Raw genomic sequence first — 17,003 nt, forward strand, 5'->3', positions numbered from 1 at the left:
TTGACCTTTTGAGAAAAATAAGAACAGCGTTTTATCCTGAAATTGACAAACAGAAAACCCAAACATCACTATAATATCACAAAACAAAAACATGAGAGTAATTATTACAGGTGCCACAGGAATGGTTGGCGAAGGTGTTTTATTAGAATGTCTTGACAACTACGCGGTCAAAAAAGTATTAATGATCAACCGCAAAGCTTCCGCAATTAAACATCCAAAACTAGAAGAATTAATTGTATTGGACTTTATGCAACTAAGCCGCTACAGTGATGTTCTGAAAAGCTATGATGCCTGTTTCTATTGTGCCGGCGTAAGTTCTGTTGGCATGGACGAAGTAAAATATACCTATGTAACTTACGATACGACTTTGGCTTTCGCGCGAGCATTATCAGAAATTAACCCCAACATGGTTTTCAATTTTGTTACCGGAAGTCATACCGATACTTCCGAAAATGGAAAAGTAATGTGGGCACGTGTAAAAGGAAAAACAGAGAATGATTTAATGAAATTACCCTTCAGAGGGCAATATAATTTCCGTCCGGGTTTTATGAAACCTTTCAAAGAACAGAAAAATGTAAAAACCATATTTAAAATGATTATTCCGTTTTTCCCACTTTTGTTTCCTAAAAAATCTTTGACTTTGAAAGATGTTGGACAGGCGATGATTAATACGGTTAAAGACGGTTATCCGAAACAAATTTTGGAGATAGAGGATATTAAGGTGTTGGCGGAATTGTAATTTATTTTCTGCCCTTTTTCTCCATTTAAAAGTTAACTAGCACCCTTGATTATCCGCTTTTCCAAACCCAAACCATTTCAAAATTTAATACCTTTACTACATGATCGAAATCGGAATAGACAGTTTTGCGTCGGCGATGTACGGCGATAACAACAGACTTAGCCCTGTAGAGGCAATGGAGCAATTGCTTCAACGAATTGAATTTGCAGATCAGGTTGGTCTGGATGTATTTGGAATTGGCGAACATCATAAAAAAGAATTTTTAGATTCTGCTACCACTGTAATCCTAAGTGCAGCCGCAGCACGCACCAAACAAATTCGTTTGACTAGTGCCGTGAGCGTTTTAAGCGCCGCTGATCCTGTACGGTTGTATCAAAGTTTTGCAACACTGGATTTAATTTCTAAAGGAAGAGCAGAAATTGTAGTTGGTCGTGGTTCTTCTATTGAAGCTTATCCCCTTTTTGGATTTAATCTGAACGATTACGACGCTCTTTTTAAAGAAAAACTGGAACTTCTACTGCAAGTTCGCGATACTGAATTTGTCACCTGGTCGGGGAAATTCCGTCCGGCATTGAATAATTTACCTGTCTATCCGAGAGCGCTACAGGACAAACTACCCGTTTGGCTTGGTGTTGGCGGAAGTCCCGAATCCTTTGTCAGAGCTGGAAGTCTTGGTTTACCTTTGATGGTCGCCGTAATTGGAGGGCAAACACACCGATTTCGCCCGTTGATTGATTTGTACCGGGAAGCGGGGAAAGCTGCAGGTTATCAACCCGAAGACTTAAAGGTTGGTTTACATTCCCCTGGTTATGTATCTTCAACTACCGAAAGTGCTATAACAGAATATTATCCCGGTTATGCCGAACTTTGGACTAAATTAGGAAAAGAACGAGGCTGGCCTCCGGTTACCAAAACATCATTTGATTACCTTATCGACGAAAAAGGCGTTTTGGTTCTTGGAAGTCCGGAGCAGGCAGCAGAGAAAATTTTACGTCACAGTGAAGCCCTTGGAGGCATTTCAAGATTTACGTTCCAGATGGATAATGCAGGGCTTACTCATACACAATTGATGAACGCAATAGAATTAATCGGAACAAAAGTAAAACCGTTGCTACAATAAGCAGCGTTTTTACTTTTCATTTTTCATTTTTCGCTCTTTACCATCTATTCTCTATAATCTATTTTCTATACTTCATATCTAACTCCTCACAAACAATTCCTTTCAATCAATAAAAAATTGAAGTAAATTTGGACTATCAACTCATTCTATTTCTCAACGCTTTAAATAGTCCAGATGTTACGACCTTGGTCACTTGAAATTCAATTAGACAAAAAATCAGACAAAGCCCTGTATCTGCAAATTGCTGATGCTATTATCAATGCTGTTAAATCGGGAAAATTAACCAAAGGCAATGCATTACCCGGAAGCAGGCAACTTGGCGCTTTATTAAATGTAAATCGAAATACCGTTATTGAAGCTCTGGATGTTTTAATCGCAGAAGGCTGGCTTATTACCATAGACCGAAAAGGAACTTTTATTGCAGATGTATTACCTGAAATTGTTTCTGACAAAAAACGCGAAACAAAAGCAAACGCCACTTCCGAAGAAACCAAACCCTATCTTACTTTTGATGATGGTCATCCCGACAGTAGTCTTGCCCCTACCAATGATCTTGCCCGCGCTTACCGCGAAATATTTAGTAGAAAATCCCGCTGGCAAATCATGGGATACAGCAACGAATTTGGCGATATCGAATTCAGAAAAGCAATAGTGCAAATGTTGAATTTCAAAAGAGGAATGAATATCACATTAGATCAGATTTGCATTACGCGAGGCAGCCAAATGGCCATGTATCTGGCTTCTCATTGTTTACTCTCAAAAGGAGATTTTATTATGATCGAAAATCCGGGATATCAACCTGCCTGGGAAGCCTTTGAAAATGCCAATGCACAGCTTTTGCCTGTAGCAGTCACTTCGGATGGTTTAGACATCGATCAGGTGGAAGTCTATCTAAAAAAATACCCTACTATAAAAGCGATCTATGTTACACCACACCACCAATTTCCGACGACGGTAACACTTAGTTTGAAAAAAAGATTGAGGCTTATTGAATTATCCAATCAATACAACTTTACCATAATTGAAGACGATTATGACAATGAATTCCATTTTGGTCAACGTCCTGTTCTGCCAATTTCCAGTTATGACAATGCTAAAAACTTTGTCTATATCGGTACTTTAAGCAAGATTGTTGCTCCGGCACTCCGCATTGGTTATTTGGTAAGTGCTGCTGAGAATATTCAAAAAGTAGGCAAACACAGAAAAATAATTGATGTGCAGGGAGATAATATTATGGAAGAAGCCGTTTTACAACTTATTAATGACGGTAAAATCAAAAGGCATCTTAAAAAAACCAATCTCATTTATAAGTCGAAAAGAGATTATTTTGAAAGACTGCTTACCGAGCATCTCAAAGATAAAATTACATTCAGCAGACCCGAAGGAGGATTGGCTTTTTGGATCGTCCCAAATTCTGAGATTGATGTACTGGCAACCTTTGAAAAATTACAACGCAGCGGCATCAAGATAATGAGCCCCCAGAAGTTTAGCTTTGGTCCGGCCATTTCAGGATTTAGATTGGGATACGCTTCACTCACTGAAAAACAAATGGAAGAAGGAATTAGGGCTTTGGCTAAGATTTTATAATTTTAAAAACAAGAAAAACGGTTCTGTATCTTTGAGCCTCGAGGTTTGACTCAATGTCGTTAAATTAATGCTATTTTTTCACGCAGATTTTGCGGATTCTGCGGATTTTTTTATTTCATTCCGCTTAAATCTTCGTGAGCCTTTTTTGACGATTCTCGACTTAATGACATTGGGGTTTGGCCGAAACCCTTTGAATTCGTTGGTTGAAATCAACGGCAATTAAACAATTTAAAAAAATGCAATATTGCCTAAATGCATTGTGCGTGAGAAATATTAATTGTAATTTTTATTACTCTTGAAATCTGCAATTTAGTTAGAACCTGAACTCGATTAATATTCTAAATTTAAATTATGTTCGTCGGTATTTAATTTGCTTTTCTGTTTTCTGCAAGGTCTTTTTTGACCTTGTAGGTATAATTTGAGTTATTAAAAACCTGCAAGGTCAAAAAAAAACCTTGTTGAAAAATCATAATACTTAAAAATCAACGACTAAATAATTGGACAGCGGTTAAAAAACTATAAATCATGCCCTATAAATCTCTTATTCCGCTTCACAGAACAACACAGTTAATAATTTTTAGTCTTCAGGAATAAAAAAAAGACAGCATTTTTAATTTAGATTTCTATATTTGCAACAAAGTTGCGATAGACCTAGCCTTAAAAGAGGCTTCCATACTCCCAACTTTCTGTAAATCAAGAATGAAAAAAAAAGTAATTTTAATTAATCTTTTGTTGTCTTATACGGTGTTGTTTGCAATGCTGTTTCAGACGATACATTCTTATGAACATGTTTACAGGCAATTGACCGAAAAACATTGCGATCACCATTATGCTTCCAACCAAAAGCAAATAACGCACAGTCATACGGTAGAGAACAACTGTTCGATTTGTCATTTTGCATTTAGTACGTTTATTCCAAACTCTTTTCAGGCCTTATCTTTCCATAAGACAAACTTTGAAAACAGCTTTGTATTCTTTTATACCAAGGCCGTATCAACCTTCTTTAAAGGTAGTCTTTTTGCCCTTAGAGCTCCCCCTATTTTAGTTTAGTTTACTGTATTCTTGTTTCAATTCTGAAATTTTTTTTTCCTATTTACTAAAAATCAGGAAAAGACATTGTTTCGTTGTGTTTTTATTGCAACCGTCCCAGTTCAAAACAACTTAAAACACACGCTTCTTTTTAGTTTAAAACAGAAATCCAACGACAGAATTCTCAGTAAACCCCTCTTATTTATAGTTCCAATACAATAGAAATCTGGCTTGTTACCTTGTGTAGCGGCAAAGATTTTCTATACCTACAATAGTAAAATCAAACAAATCCAAACTCATACAATTATGCTTACAGCAGAAAATCTGACCAAAAAATATGGCGACCAGATCGCTTTAAATGCTTTAAATCTAACCATCAAAAAAGGAGAAATTTTCGCCCTTTTGGGACAAAATGGCGCAGGAAAAACAACTACGATTAATCTGTTTTTGGGTTTTATACAACCCACAGGTGGAACTTTAAAAATAAACGATATTTCGGTTACGGAAAATGCGCAGGAAACCAAAAAACACGTGGCATATATTCCGGAAACTGTAATGTTATACCCTAATCTTACCGGGATAGAAAACCTGAAATTCTTTTCGTCTCTGGCCGGATTCAACTATTCAATCGGAGAATTAACTTATTTTCTGACCAAAGCGGGTTTGCAAATTACAGCACACGGTCAAAATCTTGGGGGCTATTCTAAGGGAATGCGACAAAAGGTTGGAATTGCAATTGCGATTGCTAAAAAGGCTAAAGTGCTCCTGTTAGATGAACCTACAAGCGGCCTTGATCCCAAAGCTTCAAATGAGTTTTCACAAATCTTAAAAGAACTCTCTGCAGACGGAACCGCAATACTTATGGCAACACACGATATTTTCAGAGCTAGAGAAGTTGCTACACATATCGGAATCATGAAACAAGGAAATCTAATGACCATTATCGAGGCCAGCAAAATTTCGGCCAACGAATTAGAAAACTTGTATTTACAAACCGTATAAAAGAAAACACAGTTTTCACCATCAAAAAAATGAAACATTTACTCTCCCTATTCTTTTTAATAATTGGCATAAACTACGGGCAATCCCAAGTTATTAAGGGACAAATCATAGCTTTTGACACCAAAGAACCGATTGCAAAAGTTAACATAAAAGTACTCCAATCCGGCAAAGAGACCATAACAGATCAATATGGAAATTTTAGTCTGGAAGGAGAAGGAATACTTGAGATTACTTCTACGGGTTACAAAACGCAGCGCATTACTTCTAGTTCAGATTTTTTTACTATTGAATTGGAAACAACCCTCAATGAATTACAAACCGTCGAAATTGTTGGTCGAGCTACAAAAAAATACAATAGCGATTATTCTTTTGCAGCAACAAAAACAGCTGTATTAAACAAAGATATTCCACAATCTATTGCTACTGTAACCAAAGAATTAATTGCTGATAAAGGTGCTTTTTATCTCGCTGATGCTGTAAAAATGGCCAGCGGCGTAATTCCGGCCAGTTATTACAACCAATACACCATTCGCGGAATCAGCCAGAATGAAGAAGGTCAAATCATCAATGGAATGCGTACAAGACAATATTATTTTCTTCAGCCTCTAACGAATAATATCGAGCGTGTTGAAGTCATTAAAGGTCCGTCAAGTGCTACTTTCTCCTCTGCCGACCCTGGCGGAAGTATCAATCTGGTTACCAAAAAACCCTTGGCTACTGATCGTAAAGAAGTTAGTTTAAGCGTTGGAAGTTTTAGTACGTTACGCGGAACTTTAGATTTCACCGGCCCTTTAAACGACTCCAAAACACTTTTATATCGTGTTAATGCAGCCTATCAGGAAGCCAAATCGTATCGGGATTTAGTATCCAACAAATCCTTTCTAATTTCTCCTTCGTTCAGTTATATTCCGAATGAAAAAACGGCCATTAATACCGAATTAATTATTAGTGATATGACGGGAACCCTTGACAGAGGTCAGCCTATATTTGGGGCTGTTGCCGGTGTAACCAATTTAAAACAAACTCCGATTAGTCTAAATCTGGGAGCTTCCGGGGATTACTTTAAATCAAAGGAAATGATTTTAACGACAAACTTTGTCCATAAATTCAATTCGAAAATTGGTTTTAATGCTACCTATATGAAACAAACCTGGACCGAAGATCTTCAGGAACACAGGACTACAAATGCCTTTGCGGTAGACATCAATAATAAACCCGTAACAAGTCTTGCTATGATGCAGTTTGTACAACGCCAGCAATATTGGGACATTGACAATCTAAGTGCTTTTTTTAATTTTGATTATAAAACCGGAAAATTAAATCATAAATTATTAGTAGGTTATGATCTGAGCAGTTGGAATAAAAACAAAGGCGGTGGACAAAATGCGGCAAGAGGTTATGTATTGAAAGACGGAACGGTAGCGGGCTCTTTTATATTGGCAAATGCTTCTAATTATCAGACCACAACCGTAAATGGGGTAGTTTTACCAAAACCCAATGTTTCCTTTTTTGACTTAAACAACCCTTCTTATGCGATGAGGAGTCCGGAAGATTATATATTGAATGTTAGAACAGCCTTACCATCCGCTTTGACTGCGACCAATGCTCTTTATATTCAGGATCTTATTCAATGGGAGAAATTCACTTTTTTACTTGGACTTCGAAAGGAATGGTTTGAAGACATTACCAACTATGAATCAAATAACGAACTGACGGTAAAAAAATCAGCTCTGTTGCCACGTGTCGGAGTTACTTACGCTGTTAACCAAGCCGTAAATGTTTATACCACTTATTTGGAAGGTTATCAGCCACAATCGAATACTACAACATTAATGCCTCAAACAGGCTCTTTACCTGCCGGCAGTTTGTTTGATCCGCTCGAAAGCAATTTAAAAGAATTAGGTCTTAAGGCCACTTTCTTTGCTAGTAAGATGAGTTTTAACGCCGCAATTTACGAGATCAATCAACGCAATATTTTAATGAATGCCAATGATCCTGTTCATCCGGATTTATTGGTAACCAGAGGTGCTGAGCGTAGTCGTGGTTTTGAATGTGATCTGGCGGGTTACATTACTCCCGATTGGCAAATAAATGTTTCGTACAGTTATATTGATGCTAAAATTACCAATGACCGCAATACCTCTTTAATTGGCGCCAGAAAACAAAATACACCAAAAAACAGTGCCAACTTATGGACACGTTACAACTTTGCTTCTGATTCGGCTTTGAAAGATTTGGGAATTGGTTTCGGACTGCAATATCAAAGTAGCAAAATACCGTGGTTTACCAGGGATTTTACGCTTCCTGATTTTACTGTTTTTGACGCTGCTTTGTACTATAAACCCAATAAAAGCAATATGCAAATTGCTTTAAACGCCGGTAATTTATTCAATAAAACCTACTGGTTGGGCGCTCAGAATTATTTGCGTTTGTTTCCCGGAGCACCAAGAAATTATAGCCTTACCGTAACCTATAAATTTTAATCTGCATGAAAACACTACATCTGGAGTTTTTAATCGCGAATCATTTAAAAAATGCTATTCTTAAAAACAAAGCTTTTTATTTCATTACACTTTTTATTGGTGCTTTATTGTTATATGCCGCTTTTTCGGGTTGGGAAAATTATACCAGCCAAAATGAAACCAGCGAAAAATACCAACACGAATCGAGAGAAGACTGGTTGAGTAATCCCGATAAAAACCCACACCGAATGGCGCATTACGGGAATTTCGCCTTTAGAAAAAGTAGCTCCTTAAGTGTTTTTGAATTTGGAATGGAACCGTTTTTCGGAAATGCCATATTCCTTGAAGCACATAAACAAAACACAGCCAACTTTTCTGAGGCCGGATTTTCAAACAGCATGCTGCGTTTTGGAGAAATCAGCATTGCTATGGTTTTACAAATATTACTGCCTTTATTAATCTTTTTTATAGGTTTTAATTCGGTCGCAGCCGAAAGAGAAAACGGGACCTTAAAATTGCTTTTCAGTCAGGGTATTAATTGGAAACAATTACTGATCGGGAAAATACTGGGTGTGGTCTCCGTCATCATGCTTCTTTTTATTCCGACTCTGCTGGTATTGGTTTTGTTATGGTTATTCCTTCAAAATTTCACTATATCTGTTGATGAAATGCTAAAAATGCTTTTATTCATTGCGTTTCATTTTATCTACCTGATTTTTTTCTGTGCCATAGCAGTTTTGGTTTCCGCGGCAAGTAAAACTTCAAAAAAAGCACTAATCAGTCTTATTGGAATCTGGTTAGTATTTACAATCATTCTGCCCAGAACTACTCAGGCCATCGGTGCGTATATATATGAAGCCCCATCAAAAATCCGGTTCAATAGCGATATCGAGAAAGACATTCTGAAACAAGGAGACAGCCATAATCCTAATGATTTGCATTACAAAGCAATAAAAGACTCCTTGTTAACTCTCTACAAGGTTGATTCTGTACAGCAACTGCCCTTCAATTATTCCGGTTTTATTATGACGGAAGGCGAAAAAATCAGTTCAAAAATATACAATCAACATCTGGAAATTTTACTTAAGGTCTACGAAAAACAAAACCGTTTCTCTAAAACTGTTTCTTTTTTTAATCCCTATATCGCGATAAAAAATTTGTCAATGGGGTTGTCTACGACGGACTATGATTCACATATCGATTTTCAGAAACAAGCGGAGGACTATCGTTACACTATGGCCCAAAAAATGAATGCTTTACAAATTAAGTACATCAGCAATAAAAAGCCCGCAGCAACAGACAAACCACTCGCCATCAGCAAAGAACATTGGGCAGATCTCGAAGAATTTCATTATGAACCAAAGGACATTCGGGACGTTTTAAAAAGCGAAATCATTTCCATTATTTCAATTATTCTCTGGATTAGCCTGCTGTTTGTTCTTCTTCGCATTGCAGCTAAAAACCTTAAAGCCATCTAATATGTTAGTATTACTATTTAAAAATTTCATACGATCTAAAGGAACCAAAATTGGCTTGCTTTTCTTGTTACTCATCGGAATTATAAGTCTTATAATTGGACAGCAATTTCAAAGTAAACAGCAAAATTCGATAACAGAAGCAGCCCTTTATCAGAAAGAGCATATTGCCCGAAATGCCGCTTTTCATAAAGAGGAGATCGGACTTCTGCTTTATTATATTAAATTTTCTCTTGTCAATAAAACCTTTCCAATCAGTAGTCTCGCGATCGGACAACGCGATGTAAATCCGTCGGTTCAGAGTGTTACCATTCGTGGTTTGGAAGCGCAGAAATACGATGCTGAACTTAATAATCCTGCTAATTTATTATCCGGAAACATTGATTTCAGTTTTGTTTTGATTTATCTTTTTCCGCTATTGATTATCGCATTTTCATACAATCTGATTTCTGAAGAAAAAGAAAGCGGTACTTGGAAAATTGTAGCAACGCAGAGTCAAAACACTTTTTTATACATTTTAAAATTGTTTCAAATCAGAATCTTAAGTCTATTGGGGCTTCTAACAATTGTACTTTTTATAGCTGTTTTATTGTTGAATATTCCCCTTGACAAATCCTTTTTGGTTTTCTATGGTCTTGCCATTTTATACCTACTTTTTTGGTTTTCGATTTGTTTTTATATCGTTTCTCTTCAAAAGAATTCCAACTTTAATGCGGTTATTTTATTGACCGTCTGGCTGTTTCTTATTATTATTTTGCCGGCCGTAATCAATACTTATATTGTCAATAAATATCCGGTACCAGAGGCTCTGGAATTGACCTTAAAACAAAGAAATGCTTATCACGAAAAATGGGATATGGACAAAAAAATAACCTTGGACAAGTTCTATGCGCATTATCCTCAATTTAAAAATTATCCTTTACCCGATTCCGAATTTAACTGGCTTTGGTATTATGCAATGCAACAGGCGGGTGATGATGATTCGGCACAACAATCTAGAGAACTGGAAACAAAATTGGAACAACGAAATAAAGCCAGTCAGACAATTGCATTATTCGTTCCGACTTTGCATACCCAAATTCAATTGAATGAAATTGCGAAATCAGATTTAGGCAATCAACTTCTATTTTTAAAAGAAACCAAACAATTTCATGAAAAACTGCGTCTGCATTTTTATCCAAAAATATTTGATAATACTCCTGTAAATCAGCAAAAATGGGATCAGTTTAAAGTGGAGACTTTTACAGACCCATCAGAAATTAAATTCTCAAAAGCCTTCTTGCCTTTGTTGCTATTCAATTTAGTATTGCTGTTTTTTGGGTGGATGAATTTTAGGAACAACAGATTACATAACTTTTAAAAACAGATTTAAATTCTGCAAGTAATATCAGTTTATACTAGGCCGTTGGGTTCGATTGGTACAGATGATTTCATTAAAAATCAACTGAACAAAGAAAAATTTATTTTCCAAATTAATTGGACTCAACGACATAGTAGGATTATTCAATTTAAATAAACAAAAGAATAACAACAGTACTTTTTTCATAACAATTCGTTATTGCCTTATCAAAGTATAAGATGATCCGTTCATCAGAATACCATTGTCCTTTTTTAAATTTGTTTTAAACGAAAAGAAGTTTTCTTCTTATTTAAAAATTGCGATTATGAAATTAGAACACCTTCAGATTATAACAAATAATGTTGCTGCAACTGCTGCATTTTATCAGGACATCTTAGAACTTTCGATTATTGAAAAAAGCACTGAATCTGTTACTGTTCAGGCAGGAAATTCTGTTCTTAAATTCATTGAAGATCCCGAATTTGACTCTATCTATCATTTTGCATTTAATATACCTGAAAACAAACTTGACGAAGCCATTGAATGGTGTAAAAACAAAGTGAACATTATTCCGATTGAAGATGAAAAAGTAATTACAAACTTTGAAAATTGGAATGCCAACGCCATTTACTTTTACGATAATAATGGCAATTTATTGGAGTTTATCGCTAGACATGACCTCAACAATAGTCAGACCGCAGCATTCAATTCCAAATCTATTTTGAATATCAGTGAGATCGGGATAGTCCATCATAATCCGCTCGAATTAGGTACCGAATTAGAAACAAAATACGGCTTGGGTTTCTTTACAAAAAATTCTAATAGTGCCATTTTTTCTGCCATTGGTGATGATGAAGGTTTATTGATTATTGTAAAACCAAATCGGAATTGGTACCCCACTCAAACCCCATCAGAAAGGAATACAACTAAGGTAAAAGTAGAAAACAACGGAGCGATAATTAACCTCCAATTTTAGTTTAAATAAAAAAATGCTGCCGTAAGATGGCAGCATTTTTTTTATACAACAGGGCTTATTTTTTAACAAAACGTCTTACTGTTTTGATTCCGTCTTTTTCTACTAAAATCAAATAGATTCCGCTTTTTAGACCCGCAACATCAATGCTGTTGTTAGTGGCTTTTTGTTGTGAAACTGTAGCACCATCCTGTGCATTTATCACACTCACGTTGGCTTCTGAAACCTCTGCCGTAAAGAAAAGTACTTCTTCAGTTGGATTTGGATAAACAGTCAGGCTTTCGATTTTTTCCTGAGAAGCCGTTTTTGCCGTTAAAGCAGCACCCGATTTTGTGATTCGGAACCAATTTAAATTCACACCGGAATTTTGAATGTAGATTCCGAAATTATAAGTTCCGGCATTTACGTTAACCGTCTGCGTGATGGTTTGCCAGTTTTGCCATCCTCCTGTATTAGGTACATTAACAGCTCCAAGTTGAATCGCACCTGCACTCAAATCTGACGATAATCTTGCTCCTGAAACGGCACTTGCTACTCTGTACTCAATCACATAAGAACCTGATGTCGGAAAATTGATGTTGTAATAGGCCATCCAATCTCCTGTGTCAGCATAACCAACATTTAAACCTCCACCCGTATCTGTAGTAGCTTCGGTTTGAACGCCACTCATAGCCGAATAATTTTCTGCCTGAATCAAAGTTCCCGTTCCCGGAGGCTGACTACCTACAATTACCTGATTTACGGCTGTCAATAATGATTTTGAACCAACTGCATCCTGTGATAATTCCCAAATCATAACTCCACCGGCATTTTGAACGGCAAAAGTTGTTTTTTGTTTGATCGTTGGAATTCCGTTGTAGTAAATCGTATTTCCAACCTGATCCACATTTTCGGCTCCCGGATATTGATTTACAATATTTGCATAAGAGATTCCCTGATTGGCTGAAGCTCCAAAACCATATCCATAAAAAGGCAGCCCGATTATAGCTTTACTTGCCGGTAATCCTCTTCCTGTCCAATAATTAAACTGATTAACCGCCATGCTGTAAGGAGAATGCTGCCCCGGGCTGTTGGGTGCCCATGGACCCGTCGCATCGTAAGCCATGATATTTATCCAGTCAAAAGCGGCAAAAGTAGCAGTAGGTACATTGGCTCCGCCATACCCTTCTGAAAGCGCTGCTGAAATGAGTTTACCATTAGCATGTAGTTTAGCTGCCAGCGCAATTACAAAACCTCCATAATCCCCGTTAATTGCCGGACCTTCTAAATCCATGTCGACTCCATCAAAATTATGAGCCACCACATAATCGTAGATTTTCTGAATAAAGGCCGTTCTGTTGCCGGGTGTGATGAGATTAAAATAATTATCACGGATAGCACCACCTTCAGAAACGGCACCTCCTCCAAGGGAAACAAAAACTTTTACATTTTGCGAATGTGCAGCGTTTATAATCGTATTACTTCCGGAATTGAAAGTCAGATAACCATTGGCATCCGGATTTTCGAATGCGATATTAATGTGTGTTAATTTCCCGTACTGCACGCTACTCGAAAATGCGTTCAGATCTATCCAGTTGGGGATATACGCAATTACTTTTTTCTGAGCAATTGAAAGATTGAAAACTCCAAGTACCAAAATGATGGTCCATTTCAGTGGCATTCTTCTGTAGTTGTTTTTCATAATGTTCTTTTTTAAATAGTTACTTAATAAATAAAGATAACCCGGTGCATCTATAAGAAAAAAAATGCCACAGATTAAAGGATTAAAATGATTAATGAACTGTTACGTAAAAAAAATTAGACACGAATTGCACGAATTAACTCGGGGTAACTGTGACATTTACTGCAAGATGATTTGATAATCTGTGACGCAAAAAATTAAACACGAATTGCACGAATTACACTAATTGACTCGGGGTAACTGCAAAATTTACTGCAAAATGCTTTGATAATCTGTGACGCAAAAAATTAAACACGAATTGCACTAATTACACTAATTGACTCGGGGTAATTGTAAAATTTACTGCAAAATGATTTGATAATCTGTGACGCAAAAAATTAAACACGAATTGCACGAATTACACTAATTAACTCGGGGTAACTGTGAAATTTACTGCAAAATGATTTGATAATCTGTGACGCAAAAAATTAAACACGAATTGCACGAATTACACTAATTGACTCGGGGTAACTGTAAAATTTACTGCAAAATGCTTTGATAATCTGTTACGCAAAAAAATTAAACACGAATTACACTAATTAATTCGGGTCAACTGTGAAGTGACAATCTGTGCAAATCTTTTTAATCTTTGGCAAAAAAACAATTCGCGCCAATTTGTGAAATTCGTGGCACAAAAAAATAATTAGTGCCAATTCGTGCAATTCGTGTTAATTTTTTTTTAAAAACTGCACCCCGATAAAGCCCTAAACATTTCTAATTCGAAGTGTTCAAGGCTCCTACTCCTCTAAAATTATTTTTTGATAAAACGTTTTACCGTTTTCTTACCGTCTTTCTCCAAAACCACGAAATAAATTCCGGTTTTTAAACGGGAAACATCCATACTGTTGTTGCTGATTTTCTGCTGAGAAACTACAGCTCCTGTTTGCGAATCTACAATGCTAACTTGCTGTCCGTTTACTGTAGTGGTAACAAAAAGAGTATTTTCTGCCGGACTTGGATAAACACTTAGTTCCGTTGCAATCGGTTCTTCCTCCGTCGTTTTTATTACTGCTGTTTTTGCAGCAGCACCAACTTTTGTGATTTTAATCCAATTGATATTCATTCCGGTATTTTGAATGTATATCCCAAAGTTATAAGTACCCGCATTTACATTTACGGTCTGAGATACCGTTTGCCAGTTTTGCCATCCTCCTGTATTCGGAATATCAACACTCCCTAACACTATTGTTCCGCCATTCAAATCCGAAGATAATCTGCCTCCTGTTACGGCACTTGCTACTCTGTATTCGATTAAATAAGAACCTGTTGTTGGAAAATTAATACTGTTGTAAGCGATCCAGTCACCTGTTTCTGTATAACCAACATTAGAACCTCCACCGGTATCGGTTGTAGCTTCTACCTGAATTCCGTTCATAGCCGAATAATCTTCAGCCTGAATTAAAACGGACGTTTGCAAGGTCGGCGCCGGAATTAGTTTCCACTGTCCACAAGTCTGGTTGTTATTGTCCCATTGCTGTACATTGGCTCCATTTGTTGTACTGGCACCCGCTACCTCAACAATTCTGCCGCTGTGACGTGCCACAATTTTATAAAACCCGTCACCGGTTGAAACTAAAACAAACTGTTGATTGGTCGTTGCATTGTATGGATATTGCTCTACATTGGCACCATTTGCTTTATTAAAACCATTTACATCCAATGACAAACCACTGTGATTTACTATAATTTTATACATTCCATCCCCTAAGTGTGTGAAGGTGAATTTTTGATTGTTTCCATTGTTAGCAGCTCCTTGCGCAACATTAGCACCAATGGCCGTACTGGCATTCCAAACGTCCATATTAAGTCCGCTGTTTCTGTTTTGCAAATAATAGGTCGCGTTTCCTAAAGTTGTAGTTCCGTTTGCTATAATTCTAACCGAAGTCACTTTATCATTCCAGGTTGTATTCAGACAAGAGTTATCCGAATTAATTACTGTTGAAGTTCCTGTAAAATTATCATCCTGATACAAAATAGCCTGAAAACCTTGTGTGATTTTTAGCGATGAAATATCATCATTCAAAACTCCAAGTGTGTTTAAACGTGCTAAATTGTAATCACCAATGGTCAGTCCGCCTGAGAATCCGGTATAGTTACAATCTTTATAAACTGTAATCACATCTGTCGTTGCGGGTACTGAAGGAACTGTTCCGGCATAACCTCCAAAAGTTGCGATTACCTTGGTTGGTTGAGGCGAATGAAGGGATGGCGACTGATCTGCTACATCATCATAAGCAAATCCGTAAGCCAAATTGTCTACACTAATGCCCGGCAAATGCCAAAATTTAGAATAATGATTCGTTGGATTTACCTGATAAAATTGTGATGCATTGTACCAGTTTTGCTGTCCCGGATTTGTTGTGGTAACATTCACAACGTGTCTGTTTATAGCAGCCGTTAACTGTGCCTGAACTACAAGGTCTAAATCTCCGTCAACCAATCTTCTGTCTAATACCCCTTTCCCTTCAAGAGCTTCCTGCGTTGTAGGTCTGCTTTGTACACGTCCCGTACGGCCCACAAAACCTCCTGATTGTCCGACAACCTCAAGTTGTTCTCCTATAACTCTGCCTTTAAAAACTCCGGCATCTCCAGCATAAAAGATCAAATCTTCGTTTTTGTATTTATTCCAGATTGCGTCGATATATGATTTTAGATAATTCGCCTGAGGTCCAACTGTAGTTCCTCCGGTTCCATCAGCAAAGGCAGGTGTTTTTGAGGGTGCAGTAATTTCACCAGTAGCATCATTGACACAACCTTGAAATTCTGACGGTACATTGGCTTTAAAAGCAGCCACTATATCAGCATGTTTCTTTAATTCCCCTACACGTTTTTGATAACCGTTTGCGCCAAACAACTCCAATCCCATTGGATATTTATACGAATCTACTCTTGACGGATTTCCAAAGAAACCATATTGGTTATTGGTAAGTTCGATGATTTCATATAAAATTCCCTGATTGGGATCTGTTGCATTCAACGGATTTGGTGAAGTATATCCTGATGGAGCGCCACTCGCCCCAAAGAAATAAAAGTACAATTGTTGTCCTTTTGAAATAAAAACACGGCAACCTGCAATTTGTGGCAAAGTGAAGGTTTTGTTTGGAATTTCACTCAGTTTTGTAAAACAGTTGGCATATTTTGAGTTTTGTCCCGGTCCGGTATTTCCGCCAATTGTTGGCCCTGTAACCGTATTGTACGACGAATTCATTGGTAAAACCTGACTTGTTTTGGCATTTACCCAAACATGATTTCCAGTTGTGTAATCAATTCCGACTATGGCTACGTACAACTCGTTATCATTAAAAGTAGAAGTATTGCTTATGGTAAAGGGAATCGGGCCCTGACCGTACATTAAATTGGAGAACACCAAAAGCAGCGTTATCAGCAAAGAAATTCGGTAAAGTTTAATTCTTTTCATATCTAAAGTTTTTGGGATGATTACTTATTCTTTAAAACTCTGAAAATCACTTTTAAAGAAATGATTTTTGGTAATCCGTCAGGTGTTATTTGGTGGCCTTTTTCTCTTTAAACTTCGGCGTTGAACCGTTAGCTTTTCT

11 protein-coding genes are annotated in these 17,003 nt (G+C 37.0%); 9 read left to right on the top strand and 2 right to left on the bottom strand.

All coding sequences use genetic code 11. The annotated features are described in order from the left end of the window. The first annotated feature begins 91 nt into the window (after positions 1–91). From LNP23_RS17900 to LNP23_RS17940, 9 genes are all read left to right on the top strand, one after another. The gene (locus tag LNP23_RS17900; RefSeq protein WP_230002258.1) at positions 92–739 is read left to right on the top strand and encodes an NAD-dependent epimerase/dehydratase family protein; all 648 of its coding nucleotides are present in this window, start codon (positions 92–94) and stop codon (positions 737–739) included. Between the two features lie 103 nt (positions 740–842). Next, a complete protein-coding gene (locus LNP23_RS17905) occupies positions 843–1,859 on the top strand; it encodes an LLM class flavin-dependent oxidoreductase (protein ID WP_230005167.1) in 1,017 nt (338 codons plus the stop codon). Between the two features lie 174 nt (positions 1,860–2,033). After that, entirely contained in the window at positions 2,034–3,446 is a 1,413-nt protein-coding gene (gene pdxR / locus LNP23_RS17910; RefSeq protein WP_230002259.1) for a MocR-like pyridoxine biosynthesis transcription factor PdxR, read from the top strand. Positions 3,447–4,145: 699 nt separating this feature from the next. Next, entirely contained in the window at positions 4,146–4,496 is a 351-nt protein-coding gene (locus tag LNP23_RS17915) for a hypothetical protein (RefSeq protein ID WP_230002260.1), read from the top strand. A 285-nt stretch (positions 4,497–4,781) separates the two neighbouring features. Then, positions 4,782–5,477, top strand: coding sequence for an ABC transporter ATP-binding protein (locus tag LNP23_RS17920; RefSeq protein WP_230002261.1), 696 nt, complete (start codon positions 4,782–4,784; stop codon positions 5,475–5,477). Positions 5,478–5,506: 29 nt separating this feature from the next. Continuing rightward, positions 5,507–7,960 (top strand): TonB-dependent receptor domain-containing protein, encoded by a 2,454-nt coding sequence (locus LNP23_RS17925; RefSeq protein ID WP_230002262.1) that lies wholly within the window; start codon positions 5,507–5,509, stop codon positions 7,958–7,960. Positions 7,961–7,965: 5 nt separating this feature from the next. After that, entirely contained in the window at positions 7,966–9,417 is a 1,452-nt protein-coding gene (locus LNP23_RS17930) for an ABC transporter permease (RefSeq protein ID WP_230002263.1), read from the top strand. A gap of 1 nt (position 9,418) precedes the next feature. Next, positions 9,419–10,774 carry a DUF3526 domain-containing protein gene (locus LNP23_RS17935; protein WP_230002264.1) on the top strand — a complete coding sequence of 452 codons (1,356 nt, stop codon included), beginning with the start codon at positions 9,419–9,421 and terminating at the stop codon, positions 10,772–10,774. A 304-nt stretch (positions 10,775–11,078) separates the two neighbouring features. Next, positions 11,079–11,729 carry a VOC family protein gene (locus LNP23_RS17940; protein ID WP_230002265.1) on the top strand — a complete coding sequence of 217 codons (651 nt, stop codon included), beginning with the start codon at positions 11,079–11,081 and terminating at the stop codon, positions 11,727–11,729. Between the two features lie 55 nt (positions 11,730–11,784). Here the strand turns inward: LNP23_RS17940 and LNP23_RS17945 are convergent, their stop codons facing one another. Both LNP23_RS17945 and LNP23_RS17950 read right to left on the bottom strand, forming a co-directional pair. Then, positions 11,785–13,407 carry a glycosyl hydrolase family 18 protein gene (locus LNP23_RS17945; protein WP_230002266.1) on the bottom strand — a complete coding sequence of 541 codons (1,623 nt, stop codon included), beginning with the start codon at positions 13,405–13,407 and terminating at the stop codon, positions 11,785–11,787. 790 nt (positions 13,408–14,197) lie between these two features. Beyond that, positions 14,198–16,864 (bottom strand): beta-1,3-glucanase family protein, encoded by a 2,667-nt coding sequence (locus tag LNP23_RS17950; RefSeq protein ID WP_230002267.1) that lies wholly within the window; start codon positions 16,862–16,864, stop codon positions 14,198–14,200. Positions 16,865–17,003 lie beyond the last annotated feature (139 nt).

This window comes from Flavobacterium cupriresistens, from assembly GCF_020911925.1.
Classification (GTDB): domain Bacteria; phylum Bacteroidota; class Bacteroidia; order Flavobacteriales; family Flavobacteriaceae; genus Flavobacterium; species Flavobacterium cupriresistens.